This window comes from Celeribacter sp. HF31 (assembly GCF_011806455.1).
In the GTDB taxonomy this organism is placed as follows: Bacteria; Pseudomonadota; Alphaproteobacteria; order Rhodobacterales; family Rhodobacteraceae; genus Celeribacter.
The window spans coordinates 354001-373721 of the sequence record NZ_JAATOT010000001.1; the positions used below are offsets into that span (position 1 = coordinate 354001).

General features: G+C 60.8%; 17 protein-coding genes and 1 tRNA gene. 6 read left to right on the forward strand and 12 right to left on the reverse strand.

All coding sequences use genetic code 11. The features are described 5' to 3' along the window. The 4 genes from HCZ23_RS01835 to HCZ23_RS01850 are packed head-to-tail and all read right to left on the reverse strand — an operon-like array spanning nt 1 to nt 3962. On the reverse strand, nt 1–741 hold the full coding sequence (locus tag HCZ23_RS01835) for an SDR family oxidoreductase (RefSeq protein WP_167599982.1): 741 nt from the start codon (nt 739–741) through the stop codon (nt 1–3). Then, nucleotides 734–1888: a cyclopropane-fatty-acyl-phospholipid synthase family protein gene (locus HCZ23_RS01840; protein ID WP_167599983.1), complete on the reverse strand. Its 1155-nt coding sequence runs from the start codon at nt 1886–1888 to the stop codon at nt 734–736. The genes HCZ23_RS01835 and HCZ23_RS01840 overlap by 8 nt, the downstream gene beginning before the upstream one ends. Then, nucleotides 1888–2640: a DUF1365 domain-containing protein gene (locus HCZ23_RS01845; protein WP_167599984.1), complete on the reverse strand. Its 753-nt coding sequence runs from the start codon at nt 2638–2640 to the stop codon at nt 1888–1890. The genes HCZ23_RS01840 and HCZ23_RS01845 overlap by 1 nt, the downstream gene beginning before the upstream one ends. After that, entirely contained in the window at nt 2637–3962 is a 1326-nt protein-coding gene (locus HCZ23_RS01850) for an NAD(P)/FAD-dependent oxidoreductase (RefSeq protein ID WP_167599985.1), read from the reverse strand. The genes HCZ23_RS01845 and HCZ23_RS01850 overlap by 4 nt, the downstream gene beginning before the upstream one ends. Nucleotides 3963–4264: 302 nt before the next feature. Here HCZ23_RS01850 and HCZ23_RS01855 point away from each other — a divergent pair, with 302 nt between their 5' ends. Both HCZ23_RS01855 and HCZ23_RS01860 read left to right on the forward strand, forming a co-directional pair. Then, nucleotides 4265–4789, forward strand: coding sequence for a sigma-70 family RNA polymerase sigma factor (locus HCZ23_RS01855; RefSeq protein ID WP_167600296.1), 525 nt, complete (start codon nt 4265–4267; stop codon nt 4787–4789). Beyond that, complete coding sequence (locus HCZ23_RS01860) at nt 4782–5417, forward strand: ChrR family anti-sigma-E factor (RefSeq protein WP_167599986.1); 636 nt, start codon at nt 4782–4784, stop codon at nt 5415–5417. The genes HCZ23_RS01855 and HCZ23_RS01860 overlap by 8 nt, the downstream gene beginning before the upstream one ends. A gap of 103 nt (nt 5418–5520) precedes the next feature. On the opposite strand, the gene HCZ23_RS01865 is transcribed toward HCZ23_RS01860, so the two are convergent. The 5 genes from HCZ23_RS01865 to HCZ23_RS01885 form a co-directional block, all read right to left on the reverse strand. After that, nucleotides 5521–5595, reverse strand: a tRNA-Glu gene (locus tag HCZ23_RS01865). Nucleotides 5596–5720: 125 nt separating this feature from the next. Beyond that, nucleotides 5721–7466 carry a single-stranded-DNA-specific exonuclease RecJ gene (gene recJ / locus HCZ23_RS01870; RefSeq protein WP_167599987.1) on the reverse strand — a complete coding sequence of 582 codons (1746 nt, stop codon included), beginning with the start codon at nt 7464–7466 and terminating at the stop codon, nt 5721–5723. Between the two features lie 219 nt (nt 7467–7685). Then, the gene (gene glpX, locus HCZ23_RS01875; protein WP_167599988.1) at nt 7686–8648 is read right to left on the reverse strand and encodes a class II fructose-bisphosphatase; all 963 of its coding nucleotides are present in this window, start codon (nt 8646–8648) and stop codon (nt 7686–7688) included. 231 nt (nt 8649–8879) lie between these two features. Continuing rightward, complete coding sequence (locus HCZ23_RS01880; protein WP_167599989.1) at nt 8880–10190, reverse strand: homoserine dehydrogenase; 1311 nt, start codon at nt 10188–10190, stop codon at nt 8880–8882. 158 nt (nt 10191–10348) lie between these two features. After that, complete coding sequence (locus tag HCZ23_RS01885; RefSeq protein ID WP_217703096.1) at nt 10349–10693, reverse strand: hypothetical protein; 345 nt, start codon at nt 10691–10693, stop codon at nt 10349–10351. A 127-nt stretch (nt 10694–10820) separates the two neighbouring features. Here HCZ23_RS01885 and HCZ23_RS01890 point away from each other — a divergent pair, with 127 nt between their 5' ends. Next, nucleotides 10821–11324 (forward strand): hypothetical protein, encoded by a 504-nt coding sequence (locus tag HCZ23_RS01890; protein WP_368487269.1) that lies wholly within the window; start codon nt 10821–10823, stop codon nt 11322–11324. Between the two features lie 85 nt (nt 11325–11409). Here the strand turns inward: HCZ23_RS01890 and HCZ23_RS01895 are convergent, their stop codons facing one another. From HCZ23_RS01895 to HCZ23_RS01905, 3 genes are read right to left on the reverse strand one after another with little or no spacing between them, the layout of a single operon-like run. After that, nucleotides 11410–12087 carry a TadE/TadG family type IV pilus assembly protein gene (locus tag HCZ23_RS01895; RefSeq protein ID WP_167599991.1) on the reverse strand — a complete coding sequence of 226 codons (678 nt, stop codon included), beginning with the start codon at nt 12085–12087 and terminating at the stop codon, nt 11410–11412. Nucleotides 12088–12097: 10 nt separating this feature from the next. Beyond that, the gene (locus HCZ23_RS01900; protein WP_167599992.1) at nt 12098–12643 is read right to left on the reverse strand and encodes a TadE/TadG family type IV pilus assembly protein; all 546 of its coding nucleotides are present in this window, start codon (nt 12641–12643) and stop codon (nt 12098–12100) included. Then, the gene (locus HCZ23_RS01905; RefSeq protein WP_167599993.1) at nt 12640–14313 is read right to left on the reverse strand and encodes a TadE/TadG family type IV pilus assembly protein; all 1674 of its coding nucleotides are present in this window, start codon (nt 14311–14313) and stop codon (nt 12640–12642) included. The genes HCZ23_RS01900 and HCZ23_RS01905 overlap by 4 nt, the downstream gene beginning before the upstream one ends. 372 nt (nt 14314–14685) lie before the next feature. On the opposite strand from HCZ23_RS01905, the gene dnaG reads away from it, so the two are divergent. The 3 genes from dnaG to HCZ23_RS01920 all read left to right on the forward strand — a co-directional run bounded on the left by dnaG (nt 14686) and on the right by HCZ23_RS01920 (nt 19639). Continuing rightward, on the forward strand, nt 14686–16671 hold the full coding sequence (gene dnaG / locus HCZ23_RS01910; RefSeq protein ID WP_167599994.1) for a DNA primase: 1986 nt from the start codon (nt 14686–14688) through the stop codon (nt 16669–16671). A gap of 314 nt (nt 16672–16985) precedes the next feature. Then, entirely contained in the window at nt 16986–18974 is a 1989-nt protein-coding gene (rpoD, locus tag HCZ23_RS01915; protein WP_167599995.1) for an RNA polymerase sigma factor RpoD, read from the forward strand. Continuing rightward, nucleotides 18971–19639, forward strand: a complete 669-nt coding sequence (locus HCZ23_RS01920; protein ID WP_217703097.1) for a hypothetical protein — start codon at nt 18971–18973, stop codon at nt 19637–19639. The genes rpoD and HCZ23_RS01920 overlap by 4 nt, the downstream gene beginning before the upstream one ends. Nucleotides 19640–19721: the final 82 nt, after the last annotated feature.

Genomic DNA, 19721 nt, shown 5'->3' on the forward strand with positions numbered 1-19721 from the left:
TTACTGCACCAAGCGGCGGGTCAGCGGCAGGGACGCCCAATAGGGCAACGCGCGCATCAGCTTGAGGGCGAGCGTCAGTCGATAGGGGAAATGCACTTCGAAGCGCCGCGAATTGAGGCCCTTGAGAATGCGTTCCGCAGCGCGCTCAGGCGGGATCACGGCGGGCATCTCGAAATTGTTTTGCGCGGTGAGCCGCGTGTCGACGAAACCGGGACTGATCAGACGCACATCGATCTGATCGCTCAACTCCGCGCGCAGGCTTTCGACGAGATTGATCACCCCGGCCTTGGTGGCCGAGTAAATCTGCCCTTGCGGCAGGCCGATATAACCTGCGACCGATCCACAAAGCGCCAGTTGTCCGCCCGCCCGCAACAAGGGCGGCGCGATCTGGGCGATGTGGAAGCTGCCCATGAGGTTGACCGAGACAAGCTGAGCCGCGCGCTCCGGGTCCAAATCCTTGATTTTGCCGGGATCATAGAGCGCGGCGAGATGGATGATGCGGTCGAGCGGGCCTGTGGCGGCGATCTTTTTTGCCGCCGCCTCAAGGCTTTGCCGATCACTCACATCCAGGGAGACGGCGCGATGATCCGACCCGAGCCTGTCGGTCATGGCGGTCAGCTTGTCCTCGGAGCGCGCTGAGAGAATGAGATGCGCGCCCTCGGCCGCATAGGCCTCGGCCAGCTTCGCGCCGATGCCGTCGGAGGCACCGATGATCCATATGCGTTCAGGGGCATCAGGCATGGCGCAGCTCCACCTGTACAACGTCGGTCTGCCCCACGGAAAAAGAGGCGGCGCAAATGCCGAGGTAGAATCGCCAACTGCGCAGAAAATCCTCGCCATAGCCGAGACGTTTCACGCGCGGGCTTTGTGCCGACAAACGTTGGTCCCAAAGTGCGCAGGTGCGGGCGTAATCCGCACCGAAGGCAAAGTGATCCGTGACCTTGAGACCAGCCCTTGCGGCCTGCTCCCGGATCACCCGGTCGCTGAGCAACATGCCGCCAGGAAAGGTGTGCTGACGAATGTAATCGGCGCTTTTGCGATAGGTCGCGAAATAGTCGTCGGGCACGGTTATGGCCTGGACCATGGCGCGTCCGCCCTCATTGAGACGGGCTTTGAGGGTCGCGAAATAGGTCGGCCAGTAGGTCTCACCCACCGCTTCGATCATCTCGATTGAGACGATATGATCGAACTTCCCTTGGGTTTTGCGATAATCCTGAAGACGAATGTCGGCCCGTCCATCGAGGCGTGCGTCGGCATAGCCTTTTTGGCTGGGCGAAATCGTGAGCCCCGTGACATGGTGCCCGGCCTCGGCGGCGCGTTCGGCAAAGCCGCCCCAGCCGCAGCCGATCTCCAGCACGCGCTCGCCCTTCAAGCGGTTGAGAATACGGTCGTATTTCTGCGCTTGAGCGGTCGCGAGATCACTCGATTCACCCGCAAAAAGCGCCGAGGAATAGGTCATGCTGTCGTCGAGCCAAAGCTGGTAAAACTCATTGCCGACGTCGTAATGCGCGCGAATGTTGCGGGCCGCGCCGCGCGGTGAATTGGCGCGCATCAGACGGTTCACCACACGGTATTTCAACATGTTCCAAAAGCCCGCATAGGCATAGCCGCGAAACTGGTCGAGGTTGCGCAGCGCCATCTCCGTCAGATCCTGCACCGAACTCGTATCCCAAAGCCCCGCCACATAGGTTTCTCCCAGACCGATGTCGCCCCGCGCGGCAATGGCCGTCACCACGGACCAGTCGTAAATCTGCATCTCGGCAGCGGGGGCACCGGTGCCAAAGTCGAAAATCTCGCCTTCGGGCGTATGGAGGCGCAGGCTGCCCACGTTGATTTGGGCGCAGGTCTCTAGAAAATCGCGTTTCACGCGGTTGGTAAGGAACAACATCAGCTGACCTCCTGTTCGGGCGGTGTCGGGCGGGTGCGATAGGTCGCACCCTTGAGTTTCAGGCGCAGGGCTTGCCAATAGATCAGGATGATCGTGCGCAGCGCGCCCAGCGGTCGGCGGAACGCGGCTTTGACAAAGCCCAGATTGGTCATCGGCTGGCGCGGGCCGGAGAGTGTCGCCACCACGCCGTCCTCGCCGTTGCGATGCAGAATGCGGATGGCGATTTGATCCTCCAAAATGCCAAAGCCGAACTCATAGCCGCCCTTGATCTCTTGGAAGGGGGAGACATGCAGGGCTTTCGGTTTTTCCAGACGCGTTTTCACCGTGATGGGGGCGAAATTGCCGTCGTTGCAAAAGTAGGAATGCCGGTCGCCGAAGGGGGTCGAGACCTCCGCGATCACGGCAATCAGGTCCTGCCCGCGGTAAATCAGCCAAAAGCTCACCGGGTTGAACACATAGTGAAAGAAACGCGGCTGGGTCAGCAGATAGAGCTTAAGATCAGGATCCGTAAGGCCATGATCCGCCATGACCTCGCGCGCCCAAACCGCGCCGCGTCCCTGTTTAAGCGGTCCGCCATGATCGATGTCATGCACGGAAAACAGGTTGAATCGATTGCGCGAAAACAAGGCCGGCGTCGGTTGCTCCGCCTCCGGCTCGATCAACACGTAATCCACGCCGTAGCGAAACCCGTGACGCACGGCGCCTCGGCGTTTGTGCATGGTTACGGCCGGGATGTGATGCGCAATGCTCATACCAGCGCGCGCTCCAGATCGCGGTTCATGCGGCTTTCCAACAGGCGTTTGATCCGCACCGCACTGGCAAAGCCGTCTTCGTGAAAGCCGTGCCGGGTGTAAGCCCCGGCAAACCAGGTGTTGTGTTCGCCCTGCATCTCGGCGAGGCGTTTTTGCGCCGCAAGGGCCGGACCGTCAAAGACCGGATGCCGAAACGTCGTCTGGTCGTAAATCATCTCGTCGCGCACGGGCTCTGAGGGGTTCAAGGAGACAAAGAGCGGATCACTCTCAGGGATGTTTTGCAGCCTGTTCATCCAATAGGTGACGCCGATCGCCGTCTCAGGCTTCGTCGTGTCGGCCTTGTAGACCCAGCTCGACCAGACCTTTTTGCGCATCGGCATTTGCGCGGTGTCGCGGTGCAGGATCACCTCGTTGTCTTGAAACCGCATCGCCGACAGTGTCGCCTGTTCCGCCCGCGTCGGGCGCTCCAAAAGTCGCAAGGCCTGATCGGAATGGCAGGCGAAAATCACATGATCGAAAGGTTCCAATGGCCCTGCCGCACTGTGCACAAGACTCTGCGTGCCGAACCGGGTGACGCCCTCGACCGGCGTGCCGGGACGAAGCGCCACACCTTGCCCACGCAGGTGATGCTCAAGGCGCGAGACATAGGATTGGCTGCCGCCCTCGACGGTCCACCATTGATGCTGGCCGGAGGTGCTCAATAGCGCGTGGTTGCGGAAGAATTGCACGAGCGCGTGGGCCGGAAAGGCGCGGATTTGATCCGGCGGCGTCGACCAGATCGCGCCCGACAAAGGCGTCAGATAAAAGCGTTGAAACCAGTCGCCCAAGCGCAGCTCATCCATCAACGCGCCGATGGTCAGCGTGTCGTCTTTGGCAAGCTCTTCGGCAGAGGCATTAAAGCGCAGGATGTCGCGGATCATGCGGGCAAAACCGGGCCGCGCGAGGTTGCGTTTCTGGGCGGTGAGCGCCGTCAGGTCATTGAGGCCATATTCGATGCGCCCCTGATCGATGCTGGCGCCAAAGCTCATATCGCTTTTGATCACCGGCACGTCGAGGTCCATGAACATGCGCGTCAGATGCGGGTAATTGGCGTAGTTGAACACGATGAAGCCGGTGTCGACCGGCTGATCGCCGTTCAGCCCCGCCATGACTGTCCGCGCGTGCCCACCCAGCCGCGGCGCGGCCTCGAACAGCGTCACCGCATGGGTCGGCGCCAATAGATAGGCTGCCGCCAGCCCCGAGATGCCCCCGCCGATGATGGCGACACGCGCAGCACCTGGATTGGTACGCTGAGGCTCGAAAGGAAAGGCATCGAATGACATCGGGGACTCCGCTCTGGTTTGCCGCTTGTTTTGAAGGGATTACGAGCGCCCGAAAAAAACAGATCAAAAAATGGATCAAAAATGATCCGGCTTTCTTTCGAGCGCGTAAAAAGACTATGTTGATCGCAAGCACAGATCATCCCGCGGCCTCTCGCAGGGATCACCAGCGCCCCCCTCCGGCGACATTCTCGGACGGGCGCAAGGAAAGGGCGCGTACGACCATGACAGAAGTGACCTCGCCCGATCCAGACAGTTCCGCCACGGCCTCTGCAAGGGCCGGGTTTTCGCAGGAAACACTCTGGATGTTGGCCGTGCGCGATCAGCGGGACAAGGCGGCGTTCGTGTCCCTCTTCGACCACTTCGCGCCCCGTCTCAAAGGCTTTATCATGCGCTCTGGCACGGGCAGCGGTCAGGCCGAAGAGATCGTGCAAGAGGTCATGCTGACGGTCTGGCGCAAGGCGGCGCTGTTCGATCCGGGCCGCGCACAGGTGTCGGGCTGGATTTACCAAATTGCGCGGAATCGGCAGATCGATGTGATCCGAAAAGAGAACCGCCCCGTACCTGAAGAGCTTTACGAGGACCAGGGCAGCGCGCCTGACGCCAGTCAGATCGTCGGCCTTGAACAGGAAGCGAGTGAATTGAGACAGGCGCTCGGTCGGTTGAAACCGGACCAGCGCGAGATGATAGAGAAGGCCTATCTGGGCGAATTGACCCATCAGGAGATCAAATCCCAGACCGGCCTGCCGCTTGGCACGATCAAATCCCGGATCCGTCTGGGCCTTGAAAGATTGCGCCATGAATTGAAGGACATGCGGTCAGATGACTGAGATCACGCATCATATCCCGGACGCCCTGATGGCGGCCTATACGACAGGGTCCTTGCGGGAGCCCTATGCTTTGGTTGTGGCCACGCATCTGTCGATGTGTCTGGAGTGTCGTGCGAGCTATGAGGCGCATCAGGCGCTGGGCGGCGCGGTGCTTGAGACCACTTGCGAGGCAGATGTGTCTGAGGCGCTGAAATCCGATGTGATGGCGCTATTGGACGCCCCCGTGGCGGATGAGCCGGTTCACAAACGTTCCGGCGTCTACCCCGGACCGATCATGGCGGCCTTGAAAGGTCGTGCGCCCAAGTGGAAATCGCTGGGCCTCGGCGTGCGCCAATGCATCCTGTCGGGCAATGCCGAAGGGTCGGTGCGGCTCCTCTACATTCCACCGGGGCAGGCCGTGCCGGATCACGGGCACAACGGTTTGGAAATGACGCTGGTGCTTCAGGGCAGTTTCAGCGACGAGACCGGTTGGTTCGGTGTCGGCGATGTCGAATTGGCCGATCAGGAGCTGGAGCACACCCCGATTGCCGATGCTGGCCCGCCCTGTATCTGCCTCGCGGCCACCGATGCGCCTTTGCGCTTCAATTCCTTTATGCCGCGTCTGCTGCAGCCGATTTTCCGGATTTGAACCGCCCAGAGCGGTTCAAAGCGCCTGCGTGTCGCGTGGAAACAGTCGCGCGCAGAGGCGCTGCATCGGCGATCGGGATTGCACTTTGATTGTCAGGTGAAAGTGGCAGTCCGTAGGGGAATCGAACCCCTCTTTCCAGGTTGAAAACCTGGCGTCCTAACCGATAGACGAACGGACCGCGCTTGGTGTGAGCGCGTATCTATGAAATCCCGGCGGGGGGCGCAAGGGGTATTTTGCCTTTGGGTCGCGTTTTTTGAAAAACTTGTGACAGGGTGCAAAACGGTGCGGGAGACGGCGGCCTTCTTACGCCTCCGCGGCATCTTCGAGACGCAGTTGCACCGATTGCCGGCCACCCCAAGTGTTGATCTCCAGACGTCCCGCCAGATGGAACCGCGCTCCGCCGTGGCGTTCGAGCGCAGGGCCCAGAGGTCCATCGAAAGCGCCAAAGCTGATCGCGTCGAGACGCGGGCCGACACCGGCGGAGAAGGTCACCTTGAGATGGCTTTCACCGACGCGGCGGGCGAAGTGAATGGCGCAGTCGGGGAAGGCAAAGCGTGGGGCAGGGGCCGAGGCACCATAGGGGCCAGCCGCCTCGAGCTGTGCGATCAGATCGGGCGTGGCGGCGGCGGGCATGAGCATGCCGTCGAGTTTCAAATCCGAAGGTCCAAGATCGCCTGCGCCCTGTTTCGCCAAAAGCTCGGCCAGCCGTTCCATCGCGGGCTCCAACTGGTCGCGCATCACGGTCAGACCCGCCGCCATCTTATGCCCGCCGCCTTTGACCAACAGCCCCTCGGCGGCCAGCCGCTGGATCGAGGCGCCGAGATCGACGCCGCTCACCGACCGCCCGGACCCTTTGCCGACGCCGTCCTCATCGAAACCGATCACGACGGCGGGACGGTTGGTGGATTCTTTCAGGCGCGAGGCGACGATGCCGACCACGCCGGGATGCCAGCCGTCGCCTGCGGCCCACACGAGCGGCGCCTCCAGCCCGCGCATTTCGGCCTGGACCAGCGCCTCGGCGCGCACGGCGTTCTCCACCTCGCGACGTTCGGTGTTGAGCTGATCAAGCCGTTCAGCGAGCGCCTGCGCCTCATGCGGGTCTTCGGTGGACAAGAGCCGCGCGCCGAGATCCGCCGCACCGATCCGCCCGCCTGCGTTGATCCGCGGCCCCAACATGAAGCCCAAAGAATAGGAGGTCGGCGCCGAATCCATGCGGGACACATCGGCGAGGGCCCGAAGCCCGATGCGCTCGCGCCGGGCCATGACTTTGAGGCCTTGCCGCACCAGCGCACGGTTCACACCGATCAGGGGCGCGACATCGGCCACAGTGGCCAAAGCCACGAGATCGAGCATCGCCATGAGATCGGGGCCTTTGGCGCCCTCGACCCGCATCTGGCGACCCGCTTCGACGAGCATGAGAAACACGACAGAGGCGGCGCAGAGATGCGCCAGATCGCCGCTCTCATCCTGTCGGTTCGGGTTCACCACGGCGACACAATCGGGCAGGGTTTCGCCGCCCAAGTGGTGATCGAGCACGACCACATCCGCGCCTTTGGCGGCGGCGATGGCATCATGGGAGAGCGTGCCACAATCGACGCAGAGGATCAGGTCGTGATCCCGGGCCAGCGCCGCCATCGCGGGCTCATTGGGCCCGTAGCCCTCGTCGATCCGGTCGGGAATATAAAGCGTCGCGGGGCGCCCCATCTGGCGCAGCCATGTGATCAACAGCGCCGCCGAGGTGCCGCCATCGACATCGTAATCGGCGAAAACGGCGATTTTCTCATGGGTCTTGACCGCCGTCAGAAACCGCGTGGCCGCCACGCCCATGTCCTTGAGCGACAATGGATCGGGCAGCAATTCTTTGAGCTTCGGATCGAGAAATCCCGCGACCTCCTCCGTTGTCACGCCGCGTCGGGCCAGCGTTTGACAGAGCGGCAGGGGCAGGGCGGTTTGCTGCGCCAGCGCCTCGGCCTGACGGTCGCGCTCGACCGAGGGGCCAAGCCAGCGGCGGCCTGTGAGGGAGGCGGAGACATTGAGAAAATCACGCATGCGCCCTGTATCGCCGAAGCCCGCCAGAGTTGCAATCACGCATAAAATAAAGCGTTTGTGCTTAAACCTGAATTCGGGTTTGAGCAGAAACGCAGTGCAACGTCCAAGCAGAGCGGGCGTTTCGACTTTACGTGATAGATCAAGTTAAAGTCGAAACGCTTTGCCAATGAAAAAAGGCGGCTCCGAAGCGCCGCCTTTCCATTCGTTTGGCCGATCCGCTTACTTGATCGGGTTGCGATAGGTCATGTGACGCACGGAGCCGGTTTTCGAGCGCATCAGGATGGTTTCTGTTGTCAGGAAGCCCGGCTCGCGCTTGATCCCCGGCACGATGGAGCCATCGGTCACGCCGGTGGCGGCGAAGATCACGTCGGAGGTCACCAATTCGTCGCGGGAATAGATTTTGTCGAGATCGGTGATGCCAGCCTTGGCGGCACGGCCCCGTTCGTCATCGTTGCGGAACAACAGCTTGCCCCACATCTGACCGCCCATGCATTTCAATGCGGAAGCCGCCAAAACGCCCTCGGGCGCACCGCCGGAGCCCATGTACATGTCGATGCCGGTTTTCGGCTCGGCGCAGTGGATCACACCGGCGACATCGCCATCGGTGATCAGACGGATCGCAGCACCTGTGGCGCGCAGCTCGGCGATCATGTCTTCGTGACGGGGACGCTCAAGCACACAGAGCGTGATGTCTTTCGGGGAAACTCCTTTGGCTTTCGCGAGCGCTTCGACGCGCTCGGTCGGGGTCATGTCGAGGGACACGACGTCTTTCGGATAGCCCGGCCCGATGGCGAGCTTGTCCATGTAAACGTCTGGCGCGTGCAAGAGCGTGCCGCGCGGTGCCATGGCGATCACGGTCAGCGCGTTCGGCATGTCTTTCGCGGTCAGCGTAGTGCCTTCGAGCGGGTCGAGCGCGATGTCCACCGCCGGGCCGTTGCCGGTGCCGACGTTTTCGCCGATGTAGAGCATCGGGGCCTCGTCGCGTTCGCCTTCGCCGATCACCACGACGCCCTGGATGTCCAGAGAGTTAAGCTGTTCGCGCATGGCGTTCACGGCGGCCTGGTCCGCGGCTTTCTCGTCGCCGTGGCCGACGTAATCGGCGGAGGCGATGGCGGCCTGTTCCGCCACACGGGCGAGGCCAAGGGACAGCATGCGATCATAAAAAGCGGGGGCTTGCGACATAGTGTAGGGGTCCTTTTGAGACGGACAGGAAGTTCTGTCCTTCCTCATGACCACATGTTCCCAATCGGGGCAAGGGTGCTGGGTCCCTCTGGGCGCTAACATTGTGATGTTTGCGCCAACACTCTGATCTGGATGAAATTTTTACAACAATTGCGCCTCAATTGCATGGCAATTGAACAGGCCAAACCCCGAAGCGTTCAGAGGGGAGGTTGGGGCCAGCGGCCCCAACCCTCAGACGTTTTCGATGCGGATGGCGACCGGTTCGGAGGCCAAGACGGAGGTGGCTTTCATCCCCGCCAGAGCGGCATCGAGAGAGCCGCGCGAGGTGGCATCGGTGACAATCAGCACTGGCGCAACTTCGGGATTGGCGTCCTGGCCGTACTGGCGCATCCGATCGATGGAGACACCTGCGTCCCCCAGAGCGGCGGCGATTTTCGCCAAGGCACCGGGTTTGTCCAAAAGCGACATGCGCAGATAGTAAGGCGCGGGCGTCGCGGCGACGGCGGGGGTGGATTTGTCCAGCGTTTTGGCCGGCGCGCCAAAGGTCGGCACGCGAATGCCGCGCGCGATGTCCAGGACGTCGGACATGACGGCGGAGGCGGTGGGGCCTTCGCCCGCACCGGCACCTCGGAGCACGATCTGGCCCACTTCGTCGCCTTCGAGCACGACCATATTGGTGGCGTTTTCAAGCTGGCCGAGCGGCGACAGAGCGGGCACGAGGCAGGGAGTCATGCGCTGTTCAAGGCCACGGCCGGTCATCTGGGCGACGCCCAGAAGCTTGATGCGGTAGCCCATATCGGCGGCGTGGCGGATGTCCTCGATGGTGATCCGCTCGATACCTTCAAGCACCATATTGTCGAAATCGACCTGCGTGCCAAAGCCGATGGCGGCGAGCAAAGCCAGTTTATGCCCGGCGTCGATGCCGCCCACGTCCAGCGTCGGATCGGCTTCGAGATAGCCCAGAGCTTTGGCGGCCTCAAAGACCTCATCGTAAGACAGGCCCTCGTTCTCCATCCGGGTCAGGATGTAGTTGCAGGTGCCGTTCATCACGCCCGCGATGCGCTCGATCCGGTTGCCCGCCAAGCCCTCGGTCAGCGATTTGATCACCGGGATACCGCCGGCCACGGCGGCCTCAAACCGCAGCACGGCGTCTTTGGCCTCGGCCTTTTCCGCAAGCATTTGCCCGTGATGCGCGAGCATTGCCTTATTGGCGGTGACGACATCCTTGCCAACCGCCAGAGCGGCTTCGGTCGCGGCTTTGGCCGGGCCATCGGAGCCGCCCATCAGCTCAACGAACAGATCCACGTCCTCGCGCAGCGCCAAAGCGACCGGATCGTCTTCCCAGGCGTAATGCGAAATATCGATGCCGCGATCTTTGTCTTTCGAGCGGGCGGAGACGGCGGTGACCACCACAGGGCGACCGGTGCGTTGGGCGATCAGATTGGCCTTGCGCTGGATGATCTTGATCACGCCGACGCCAACGGTGCCAAGGCCTGCAATGCCGAGACGCAGGGGGGCTTGGGAAGACGTAGGTTTGGGCATGAGACGCTCCGGCTGGGTGAGAAAACTGACCGTTCTGATAGCGGCGAACGGGGGCATATGCAACTCATGTTGGACAGGGGCGTTGCGGCCCGTGCCGGGAGCTGTGCGGCCGATCCCCTGTGAGGCCCGTGTGAGGCCCGTGTGAGCCGCTGCGGCGATTACTGAGGGGCGTCGAGACGCGCGATGGCGGACAAAAGCAGGCGGCGCTCGGAGGTGCTCAGAATCGGGGTTTGCGACAGGCGGCGGGCACGCGAGCGCAGAGCGGCCGCGCGGGCCTCAAGGCTTTGTGCCTGAGTTTGGCTGTCTTCCGCCGCCGTCGCATCGGTCGCGCTTTGCGCCAGAGCCGTGGTGTCCAAGAGGCTCGGCCAGGCAAGCGTCGACTCCACGGGGGCCACGCGGCCCGACAGATCGGGGCGATCCGCACAGGCCGAGAGACCGAGGATCAGAGCTGTTGTCATGAGGCCAGTTGTCAGCAGAGAAGGCATGGCACGGAGATGCGGCATGAGAGATTCCTAAATCAGTGCCCCCGTTCTAGCCCGCGCGGCGCATGCGGACAATCCGCCTTTGCCTTTCCCTTTTCCGCGCAGCGGGCTAAAGCCTTTTGAGCAGAGGACCGCCAGGAGAGTGCCCGTGACCGAACTGAAGACGACCGATCTGAATGTGACCCCATCACCGATGCGGCGGGTGACCGCCGTTGGCATGCTGGTGGTGCTGGGCGTTTTGCTCTTGCGGGTGGCGTTGGGGCCGGAGGGGCTTGGCGCGGGCTGGCTCGTGATGCTTTTGGCGATGGCCGCGGGTGTATTCTGGGTGGCTTTGCGGCTGTGGCAAGCCACCGCGCGGCGGCTGGTGTTGACCGAAGAGGCGCTGGTCGAAGAGGCGCCCGACGGAACGCGCGGGCGGGTGCTCTGCCGGTTGGACGAGATTGCGCGGGTCGAGCGCGGCACCTTTGCGTTCAAACCCTCGAACGGGTTTGTCATCCGGTTGAACGCCCCCGCTGCCCGGGTCTGGGCGCCGGGGCTGTGGTGGCGATTTGGCAAGCGGATCGGTGTCGGCGGCGTCACACCTGCGGGGCAGGGCAAGGCCATGGCCGATGTGATCGCGGCCCGGATCGGCGGTCTCGGTCGGATAGACTGACCGGATGGAGAGGGACCTCTCGTCACACATAGACAGGTACATATGAGGCAGGCGTTCCTGCGGTTTTAGATGCGGTGAGGACGCTTTAGTTCCACCAATACCAGCCGGAGGTGTTTGTCCCCGTTGAATTGCCCGAGGCATCGACGTCGCTGTCATCCGAGTCCTGATGTTCGGCGTCGTTGACCTCTGTGGAGCCGTCATCAAAGACCACCTGTGAGGCGAAGCGCGGTTTCGTCGTGACAATATCGGCGAATTCCATCTCGGCCATCCCGACCCGGAACAAAGGCATCCAGGGACGCAGGGTTTCGACCACAACGACCTCTTCGCCGTCGGCCATGAGCGGCAGGCGGGGTTCGAGGACACTCACGCCATCGCCACTCAGCGCGCTGTAGTCGCCGATGCCGTAGGACCAGACCATTTCGTAATATTCGTTCTCATCCTCGTCGATCACGAATTGCACGGCAGAGACACGCATGGAGATGTCGCCTTCGTTGTTGAGGAACTTGTAAAGCTCTCCCAACCCGTCGAGGAAATTCGCATCAATCGTATCGGTCTGACGCGAGATGTAATCCGAGATCGTGTAATTCGCCTTGTTCGCCTTGGTCTTGGCCTCGAAGGCGGCAAAGAACGTATAGATGAACATCAGCAGGAAAATCAGGAAGGGGGCCATGAACATGGCCTCCAGGGACATCGAGCCGGCCTCGTCGCGATGAAAGGCCTTGGTCAGTTTGCGCAAAATCTGCTTTGGGTTCGGAAGTGTCATGATCGGCCCCTTAACTGTTCGGCTCGTTGACGAAACCGGCGGTCGAGACCAGCGCATAGCCCGACCCTTCGGAGCGCTGCATGGCGGCGCCCAGCCAGGTGGTCGGGAAAATCGGATCGACGTTGACGCAGGCACGGACCAGCATCAGCTCGTTTTCGCCACCGTCCGAGAAGGTCGTGTTCGGTGTCACATTCTGCGAGCGGTCGATACAGGCCGCGATGGCATCGGGGCGCACAAAGTTTCGCGCATCGACGGGTTCCAGCGCGATGTGGATGTTCTCCTCGCATTTGCGCACGTAACGGGCATATTCGCAGGTCGCCGATTTGAGCCGCGTGAGCGTCACGGAGGGCATATTGCCCAAACGCACATCGCGCACCGCCAGATCGAGCCCGCGGTCCAGCATGGCGCCCGTCACGGAATAATAGCCGATCTCATAGCCGCCCATCATCAGGAACATGAAGGCCGGGAACACCAGCACGAATTCGACGGTGGCGATGCCGTCCTCGTCTTTGGTGTGACGACGGCTGAGACGGCGCAGTTTCGACAGAATGCTCATTGAACCAACCTCAGCTCGGTGATCTTGGTGGCGATCGCAGAGAAGGCCTCGGCAATCTCCATCCCGTCCACATCGTAATAATGCGCGTCCGAGGAGGCGCAGCTGCGCATGACGTTCTGACCGGCGGTCGGGGCTTCGAACCCGATGGCGAAGATGATGATCCCGGCTTCTTTCGCCTTGGAGCAAATGTCCAACAGGCGATTGTCCTTGGTGGAGGTGCCGTAGCTTTTGCGCGTCGCGTCGCGCCAGTTGTAGTAGACGTTGCTGTTGTTCGCCGCGAGGTAGCGGGCGTAGGCGTGGTTGTAGACGGTCATCTTGGACCAGACTTCCGACCAGGTCATTTCCCAGATGTCGCCAGAGCCCAAAGAATAAGGCAGGCTGTTCGAGACGCTTTTATTCTGGATTTTCGTGTAATATTTCGAGGTCCAGCAATTGTAGTAATTGCAGGATCTTCGATCCGCGCTGACATAGACATAGCCGTTCTTGTCCTTGTAGACGCCGGTGTGTTCATCGTCGTCGCGGTAGGGATCGGGCATGAAATATTGGCTGGTGTGCGAGCCGTCGGTCATCACCACGATGAACTTCTGCGCCTCGGAGGCATCGGCAGGATGTTCGGAGCCGGAGACCGACTGTGCCGAGGTGTCCAAAAGGGCGACGCCCCATTTCATGCCCAGATCGATCGAGGTGTTGCCATAGGCCGAGAGCGCCGAGATGTAATTCTTGATCTGGGTCTGGTTGTTGGAGAACGGCAGGATCTCACGCGAGTTGGCCGGCGCACAGGTTGGGTCCTGCAAGGCCATGTCCAGATCGTTCCAGTTGTTGTTGAACGCGTCGAAATCCATGGTTTGGTCGTAATAACGGATCGTGCCCTCGGCATCGGCATATTGCAGGCCGAGCATGGAAAAATCGTCTTCCTCGAAGTTGATGCAGTGGGATTTGGTATGCGCATTCGACAGGTTGAGCTTGGACAGAATGCCCGCGCCCGCGTTCACCTGCGTGGCATAGGGGACGACGGAAAACGACACTTCATCGCTGCCGGCATTTTCGAACACGGTGTCGGTAAAGTCACGCGCGGCGGATTTGAGGTTGGTCAGACGGCTGTAGCTGTTCATCGAGCCGGAGACGTCGAGCACCATCGAGACCTCAAGCCCCGAAAGGCCCTGTTCCGCCATGCTGTGGCTGGCAAGTTCGAGCTCGTCGATGGCGGCAAATTTCATGAAATAGGTGGGCACCGAGGCCTCGACCGTGGCGCTGACCTGACGGCCGTCGCCCAGAGGCACGATCTTGATATCGTCCTCGTTGAGATATTGGCTCAGGCCCGCCTTGGCGAAATAGTCGATGATGACGTCTTTGGGAGCGTTGGTGTTTTCCAGGTTTGTGGCGGCCAGAACGGCGCGGTCCAGCGTGTTCTGTAACTCCGTGCGCAACGCTTCATGGCGCACGATGTCGATGCCGATCCCGGCCAGCAACAGGATGATCACAAAGGTGAACATGCCGAAGATCGCGAAGGAGCCATGCTCGTCGCGTGCAAAATCCCGGCGCAAACGCCAAAGGCCCGCAAGCGCCTTCGGACGCCCGGAGCTCACACGATGTTCGGACGCGAGGGTCATCCCGCGGCCCGATTTTAACAGATGAAGTCCCGCTTCGCGGCTTTCAACCTTACCCAACATGACACCGTCTCTTTATACGAGTGGTGCCCCCAATTCCCCAGTACGTGCTTTGATGCGGCCGGGTTTTCCCGTGCATACACACCTCACACGGGGCTAAGTTTGACCGGCTCTTTACCAGTCGTAAAGTTCAGAAAAGCCCGGCCTTGAAATGGTCACATTCGCCGCTCACGCCCCGCCCAAACCGGCGCAAATCGCAACACCCGTCGGAGGCGACGGAAAGGCCGCCTTGGTTTTGCCGCGATTGGCCTTTATTGCGCCACAGTTCAGCCACGGACCTGCCGCAATGCGATTCGGGTTGAGCGTTCCAACCTGCAGACGTCGCGCCCCTTACCCCTCTGGACCTCGTCCTGATTTCGGAGAATACTTGCCCTCATGTCGTTACCCCCGGGATTCTTGGATGAGCTGCGCAACCGCCTGTCACTGACCGATGTGGTCGGCCGCAAAGTCATGTGGGACAGCCGCAAATCGAACCCCGGCAAAGGCGACATGTGGGCGCCGTGCCCGTTCCATCAGGAAAAATCCGCCTCCTTCCACGTCAACGACAAGGACGGCTATTATTATTGCTTCGGCTGCCACGCCAAAGGCGACGCCATCACCTTTGTGCGCGAGACCGAGAATGTCGGCTTCATGGAGGCCATCGAGATTCTCGCCCAAGAGGCCGGCATGCCGGTGCCCAAAGGCGATCCGAAAGCCCAGGAGAAATCCGACAAACGCGCGGAATTGGCCAAGGTCAACGAGGCGGCGAACCGGTTTTTCCGGCTGAACCTGTCGCAACAAGGGGGCGCGCAGGCGCGGGCCTATCTCGACAAACGCGGCATGCGGCCCGAGACCCGTGAACGCTTTGAAATCGGCTTTGCGCCCTCGGGCAATACGCTTTTGCGGGCCCTCAAAGAACAAGGCATTTCCACCGAGCTGGCCATCGAAGCGGGCGTGGTCGCGAAACCTGACGACGGGCGCGAGCCGTATGACTTTTTCCGGGACCGGATCACTTTCCCGATCCGTGACGCGCGCGGACGGCTGATCTCCTTTGGCGGCCGCGCCATGGACCCGAACGCGCGGGCGAAATACCTGAACGGCCCGGAGCGGCTTTTGTTCGACAAGGGCGCGGCGCTCTATAACCATAAGGACGCCCGCGCGGGCTGTGGCAAAGGCCAGACATTGGTTGTCGCCGAGGGCTACATGGACGTGATCGCCATGGCCGAAGCCGGGTTCGAGGCCACCGTGGCGCCTCTGGGCACCGCCATCACCGACCGGCAATTGCAGCTCATGTGGCGGATGTCCGACGAGCCGGTGATCGCGCTCGATGGCGACAAGGCGGGGCTGCGCGCCGCGTTTCGTCTGATCGATCTGGCGATGCCCTTGCTGCAATCCGGCAAGGGGCTGCGGTTTGCCATTCTGCCCGAGGGTCAGGACCCTGACGAGTTGATCAAGGCCAAGGGGCGCGAGGCGATGCAGGACGTGCTCGACGGCGCTTTGCCGATGGTCGCGCTTTTGTGGCGCCGCGAGACGGAGGGCAAAGTCTTCGACAGTCCCGAACGCCGTGCCGCATTGGACAAAAGCCTGCGTGACGCGATCCGGCCCATCGCCGACCCGTCGATCAAAGGCCACTATGGCGAGATCCTCAAAGACATGCGGTTCGAGCTGTTTCGCGGAAAACGCAGTGAGGGCGGGTCTTCTGCGGGCGGCGGCGAGCGTCGGCCTTGGACACCCGCCGCGAAGGGCAAATTCGGAGGGCGGTTCAAAGGTCCCGCCGTGCCGACCGAAGGCCTCAAAGCCTCGCTCATCGTCTCGGGAGACGACGCGCAGGCCGATCTGATGCGTGAGGCCGTGGTGCTCGCCGTGCTTCTGTGCAACCCCGGCATGGCGCTTGAATTCTTGTCACAACTTGAATCCCTCCAGCCCCGCACCGAAGAGCACGCAGCACTCCTGCATGCGCTCCTGATCCACGCCGATGTCGAGGAGGCGGCGGAGCTGCGCGAGAAAGTTGCGATGGATGTCGGTCGCGGCCCCCTTGATCGGTTGCTGTCGCATCCCCATGTGCAGATCACGCCCCCCGTGCGGCGGCCCGATCGCGAGATCGCGCAGATGTGCCTCACGGAAGAGCTGGCCAAACTCAAGGCCCGGCGCGGCTATAAAACCGAGCTGGACGAGGGGTTGGCCGATCTCTTGGCGGCAGAAGACGAGAAAGTGACTTGGCGGCTCAGACAGGCCGCCGAGGCCCGCAACCGGGCGACAAAGGCGGAGGCCGAAGATAAAACCGAATTCGACACAGCCGAGAACGGGCTTGAACTGTCGCGGGATGAACGCGACGCGTTTCGGGCCCTGTTGGACCGGATTGCGCCCGGCCGGCAGAAATAGGGCGCCAGAAGTAGGATGCCCAAGAGACCGTGGAATGCACATGTCGCTCAGGAAACGGGCAGAGGTCCGGTTTGACCTGTGTCGGCGTGGCACTAGTTCCCCAAACGATGCGTAAAAGCAACGTACGTGGGCCTCTGGTGCAAGCTTGGTTAAGGAAATATGGGTATTCGGGTGGCGAATCGCCGATTCGCATGACATGATTCGTGAAATCAGCCGGACAGTGAGATGTCCGCAGCGATTCGGGCAAAATCGCACCATCTGGTCTCCGGGGGGGAAACCCGTAAAGACCACAGGATTGATGAGGGGAGAGCCGCATGGCCGCTAAGGACAATGACGACGCCAAGACCGAGGATCAGGACCAGGACGTGATGCTCGACGTGAGCCAGGCCGCGGTCAAGAAGATGATCGGCGAGGCGCGCGAAAAGGGCTACATCACCTACGATCAGCTCAATAAAGTCCTTCCGCCGGAGCAGGTCAGCTCGGAACAGATCGAAGACGTGATGTCGATGCTCTCCGAGATGGGCATCAACATCATCGAGGATGAAGAGGCCGAAGAGGACGAGAATGCGTCCAAAGGCGGCGAACTTGTGACGGCGAACACCTCGCGTGAGGTTACGCTGGCCTCGTCCGAAACCGAAAAACTCGACCGCACGGACGATCCGGTTCGGATGTACCTGCGCGAGATGGGCTCTGTCGAATTGTTGTCGCGCGAAGGCGAGATTGCGATTGCGAAACGCATCGAGGCGGGTCGCAACACGATGATTGCCGGGCTTTGCGAAAGCCCGCTGACCTTCCAGGCGATCACCATCTGGCACGACGAACTTTTGTCCGAGGACATTCTCCTGCGCGACGTCATCGACCTCGAAGCCACCTTTGGCGGCGGCGTCGATGAGGACGAAGAAGAATCCGTGGTCGGCGGTCTGAACGCCGAAACCGGGGCTGGAGAGACCAAAGAGAAAGAACAGGAATACGACGCCGACGGCAATCCGATCTCCACGGATGACGACGACGAGGATGAGGACGAACAGGCCAACATGTCGCTCGCTGCGATGGAAGCGGCGCTGAAGCCTCAGGTTCTCGAAACGCTGGCCCGGATTTCCGAGGATTTCGCTCATCTCTCCGAGATGCAGGACCTGCGGATGTCGGCCACGCTCAATGAGGATGGCTCCTTCTCCGAGGCCGAAGAGGCGCAATATCAACAGCTCCGCTCCGAGATCGTGGTGCTGGTGAACTCGCTGCACCTCCACAACAACCGGATCGAAGCGCTGATCGACCAGCTTTACGGCATCAACAAGCGCATCATGACCATCGACTCGAGCATGGTGAAACTCGCTGACCAGGCGCGGATCAACCGTCGCGAATTCATTGAGGAATATCGCGGTGCGGAACTTGACCCGAACTGGCTCGACCGGATGGCCGAGAAGTCGGGTCGTGGGTGGCAAATGTTCATCGAACGTCACACCGACAAGGTCGAAGAGTTGCGCGGCGAAATGGCCATGGTCGGGCAATATGTCGGCGTCGATATTTCTGAATTCCGCCGCATCGTGCAACAGGTGCAAAAAGGCGAAAAAGAGGCCCGTCAGGCCAAGAAGGAAATGGTCGAGGCCAACCTGCGTCTGGTGATCTCGATTGCCAAGAAATACACCAACCGCGGGTTGCAATTCCTTGATCTCATTCAGGAAGGCAACATCGGTCTAATGAAGGCGGTCGACAAGTTCGAATACCGTCGCGGCTATAAATTCTCGACCTATGCGACCTGGTGGATCCGTCAGGCGATCACGCGGTCTATCGCGGATCAGGCCCGCACCATTCGTATCCCGGTGCATATGATCGAAACGATCAACAAGCTGGTGCGGACCGGTCGTCAGATGCTGCACGAAATCGGTCGCGAACCGACGCCGGAAGAATTGGCCGAAAAGCTGCAAATGCCGTTGGAGAAGGTCCGCAAGGTGATGAAAATCGCCAAGGAACCGATCTCTCTGGAGACGCCGATCGGCGACGAGGAAGACAGCCAGCTTGGCGATTTCATCGAGGACAAGAACGCGGTTCTGCCCCTCGACGCGGCCATCCAGGAGAACCTCAAAGAGACCACCACCCGCGTGCTGGCCTCGCTCACGCCCCGCGAAGAACGCGTGCTGCGGATGCGCTTCGGGATCGGGATGAACACCGACCACACGCTCGAAGAGGTGGGTCAACAGTTCTCCGTGACCCGCGAACGGATCCGCCAAATCGAGGCAAAGGCTTTGCGGAAGCTGAAGCACCCCTCGCGGTCGCGGAAGCTGCGGTCGTTCTTGGATCAGTGATCAAATTTTTCAGAGCGGCGCGAAAGTGCCGCTCTTTTTTTAGGACGGTTCATGTATTGAAGACTAAAGACGCGGCAGAACTCGGCAAACGCGCTAATGCGTCGGCAAAAGCGTGGGCATATGAGAGCCGACGAAACTGGCTCTTTTGGACCTTTTGTATTCGTATCCCATTTATCGCTCTATTGCTGGGCGGGTTAGGGTGCAGTTTTCTTCTTATTATGAATGCATTCATTGTGAGTGAGGAGTGGTACAACTTTATAAAGCCATTTGTCTTACCAATTCTTGGTGTGTCATTTCTCTATGGATATTTTTTTGGAATTTGGTTTTCTCGAGTTGCGGCGGAGAGGATTTGGCATCCGCGAAATTATGGCTTTTTGATGCTGTACTTGGCTTTGCTATCGACAATATTCGGAGTTCCTGTCTCGGCGGGGATCCTATTTGGTGATCAAACTGCCATCACATATGTTGTCGAACGGGCGAACAGTCCGGGTGACAGTAAGTGCCGAAGGCCAATCGAGTTCGAAGGCATGCCGATCTTTCTTGACAGACTGTGTGGTACGCAGGAAGCATTTCAGTCGAATTTATCTCCGGGAGATAACATTGCGATTGTTGGAAGGGGCACGACATGGGGCGTTTTTAAAAAGTCCGCCCATAAAATAGAGTGATGTCTCTTGGAGCTTGAATGCGCAACGCGGAACAAGGCCGTAGGCTGCCGCGCATCGGTCATGCTGAAAGCATGCCTCCGGC